This window comes from Bacillota bacterium (assembly GCA_040754675.1).
GTDB lineage: Bacteria > Bacillota > Limnochordia > Limnochordales > Geochordaceae > Geochorda.
Window position 1 is genome coordinate 1 of sequence record JBFMCJ010000445.1, and the last position, 3,371, is coordinate 3,371.

Genomic DNA, 3,371 nt, shown 5'->3' on the forward strand with positions numbered 1-3,371 from the left:
TGCAGCGCTGGGCCCGCGACCCGGCCATGGCCGCGGCGGGAAACATGGTGATCCTGGTCACGGGCGAGCCCTCCGCCGTTCACCCGTCGCTGCGCGCGGCCTCGAGCCGCATAGAGCTGGTGCGTGTGCCGCCGCCGGGGTACGAGGAGCGGCTGCGCTTCGTGGGTTGGCTGGGGCAAAAGGAGGACCCGGTGCCGCTGGAGGTGCGGCCGGAGGAGTTCGCCGCGCAGACGGCGGGGCTGAGCCTGGTGCACATGGAGGACATCGAACTCCGCGCGGCGCGGCTGGGCACGCCCATCACCCGGGAGCTGATCCGCACCCGGAAGCAGGAAATCGTGGCCTCCGAGTACGGCGAGGTGCTGGAGATCCTCGAGCCCGACTTCGGGTTCGAGGCCCTGGGCGGCATGGACCACATCAAGCGCTTCTTCCTGGAGGACGTGGTGCGGCCCGTGCGCGAGGGCAAGCCGTCCCAGGTGCCCATGGGCATCGCGCTCTTCGGCCCGCCGGGCACCGGGAAGACGGTGCTGGCCAAGGCCCTCGCGCGGGAGACCGGGTGGAACTGCGTGGCCCTCAACATGGCGAAGATCTTCTCCATGTGGGTGGGCTCTTCGGAGCGGAACCTCGAGAAGGCCCTGGCCTGCATCGAGGGGCTGACGCCGTGCGTGGTGTTCGTGGACGAGATCGACCAGGTGGGCGTGGGCCGCGGGCCGTCGGGAGACTCGGGGGTGTCCAACCGGCTGTTCAAGCGGCTCCTTGAGTACATGTCCGACACGCGCCACCGGGGCCGGGTGGTGTTCCTGGTGGCGTCCAACCGCCCCGACCTGGTGGACGCGGCGCTGAAGCGCCCCGGCCGCCTGGACGTGAAGATCCCGGTTCTGCCCCCGGAGGCGCCCGAGCGCGCCCAGATCCTTAGGGTGCTCGGCCGCCGCCTGGCGGGCTGGGACGTGCCCGCCGGCCTCGCGGAGGAGGTGGCGGCGAAGACGGAGGGGTGGACCGGGGCGGAGCTGGAAGCCCTGGTGGTCAAGGCGCGGCAGGTTGCCTCCCGCAAGGGCCGCTCGGTGCCGGAGGAAGCCGACCTGCGCTACGCCCTGGGAGTGATCTCGCCGTCCACGCGCAGCCTTGAGCTGCAGTCGCTTTTGGCCATAAGGGAGTGCAACGACCGCGAGTTCCTGCCCCCGCGGTACCGGGAGCGCATCCCGGACGAGGGGACGCTGGAGAAGGAGCTGGAGCGCCTGCAGGCGGCCCAGCCCCGGCAGAGGAGGGAGATATAGTGGGGACTGAGGAGAGGCGGCGGGCCATCGCCGAGCGGCTGGGGCTCGACCCCGCCGAGATCCGGGTGGCCGAGCCGCCCTGGTCGAGGATATTCGAGGAAGGCGTGCTCGTGCGGCTGCGCATTTCCTACTTCCGGGGCCAGCAGCGGCTGGTCCCGGAAGACCTGGGGCTGGACGAAGACCCGGCCGCCCGACAAGAGATCCTGGTCCAGCTGGGCAAAAAGCACGTCGTGCCCAAGTGGATGCTTGACCGGGGCAAGGCGATAGAGTCGCGTGCCCGGCGCCTGCTGGAGGAGAACTCCTTCCAGGTCGCCTTCGGGCGCTTCATGCCCCCGGCGGCGTACCGCAGGTTCCGCGAGGAGCTCGCGCCCATCCGGGCCGAGTTCCTGGAGTTCCGGGACGAAGTGGGTGATACCTACGCCGACCTCAAGCGGTCGGTGCTGGACGCCTACGAGGACGCCGCCCGCAAGGCCTACCGGAGGCTTTCCCGCACCGCCGGCGCGTCCGAACCGGAGGACGCCTGGGTCGGCCGCTACCTGTCCCGGATCGAGGAGGCGTTCCCCTCCCGCGAGAAGCTGCTGCGCAGCTTCTCGTTCGAGGTGGCGGTGTCCATGCTCGCTTCGCCCGCCGACGTTGAGCGGGAGCGCGCCGAGGTCGAGAGGCTGCGGGCCGAAGGCCGCCTGCGGGAGGAGGAGTACCGCCAGCGGCTGCAGGCGCTGAAGGACACCCGGGCCACCCTGGACGCCACGGTCAACGAGCTCCTGGGCCAGCTCAAGACACAGGTCTACGAGGCGGTGTCGGAGGTCCTGCAGGCGACGCAGAAGAACGGCCAGTTGGTGGGGGCCTCCGTGCAGCAGCTCCGCAACCTGGTGGAGCGCATCCGCGCCCTGAACTTCATGGAGGACCAGGACATAGAGGACGCGGCCAGGCAGATCGAGTCGCTGCTTTCCCGGGGGCCTCGCAACCGCACCACGGAGGACGTGGTCGGCCTGCTGCGGGACATCGGGGTGGTGACGCGACGGGCCCTGCTCGAGCTGGGCGAGGCGCCGCGGTCGGCCCGCGCCGTGGGCATCCCGGACGAAATCCCTGAGGACCTGGCCGAGGAGGCCCGGGGGCGGCTGGCGCGGAGGGGGCTGGAGGCGGGCGAACTGCCGCTCGTGTTCGACAGCGACGCCCGCGCCGTGCGCGGCGAGGTGGCGTAGCGCTCTGCGGGAGGGCCTTCGGGCCTCCCGCCGTACATAGCGGGCTGGGGCTCCGGCGCGGCCGGGGCTCCTGTGCTGCAGTTGCGTCCCGGCGCGGCCGGGGCGCTGCGGGTTCGGGAGGAGCAGCACCCGGGGCCGGGTCCCCGGGGAAGAGGGGGAGGTGTGGAGTTGACTGCGGGTTCGTTGCTGAGGCGGCTGTTCCGGTTTCCCGGGGAGCGCTTTTCCGCGCTTGACCCCTGCGCCCGCGGGGCCGGCCTGGCCGACCTCGTGCGGGGAACGGGGGCGGACACCTGGGCGGTGGTGGAACGCGAAGAGGACCTGGGGCGGTTCGCGCGCAGGTTCTCCCGCGTCGTGCTGGGGCCGTGGCACCTGTGCCAGGCTCCGGAGGGCGCCTTCTCGCTCCTTTTCCTCGATCCGGGCCGCATGGCGCGGACGTGGCTGCGGGCCACGTGGCGCTGCCTGGCCCCGGGAGGCGTGCTCCTCTGGGTGTGCCCGCCCGAGGAGCTGGATGCGGGGACCGCAAGGTTTCTGTGCGACCGGTTCTCCGACGCGGCCGCCTGGGCCGTCCCGGGCGGGGTGGCGGTGACCGGCGTGAGGAGGCCGAGGCTGCGGGGCGACGTCCGGGCCGAGCGCGCGCTGCTCGGAGTGGCCGCGGCCCCACCTGACCCGGCCGGCGGGCCGGAAGCCGCCTACCCTGTGCCTCCGTCGGAACCGGCGCGGATAGTGCCTGCGCTGCCGGACGAAGCCGAGGCGCGGGCGCTGGTGGAGAGCTCCCCGCTCTGGCGGCTTTTCCGGCGCGATACCCGGCGCGGTCTGGGCAGGCCGCCGGTGCCCCTTCACGCCGGCCACGTGGCGCTGCTCCTGGCCGCCGGCCACCTGGACGGCGTGGTGGGCGAGG

General features: G+C 72.6%; 3 protein-coding genes. All 3 read left to right on the top strand.

Annotated elements, in window-relative coordinates; translation table 11 throughout:
- The coding region (locus AB1609_18715; GenBank protein ID MEW6048479.1) for an ATP-binding protein at positions 1 to 1,271 on the top strand (1,271 nt) is incomplete at its 5' end.
- Positions 1,271 to 2,473, top strand: a complete 1,203-nt coding sequence (locus AB1609_18720; GenBank protein MEW6048480.1) for a DUF3150 domain-containing protein — start codon at positions 1,271 to 1,273, stop codon at positions 2,471 to 2,473. The genes AB1609_18715 and AB1609_18720, both read left to right, overlap by 1 nt.
- Before the next feature lie 162 nt (positions 2,474 to 2,635).
- On the top strand, positions 2,636 to 3,371 hold a 736-nt coding region (locus AB1609_18725; GenBank protein ID MEW6048481.1), incomplete at its 3' end, for a hypothetical protein.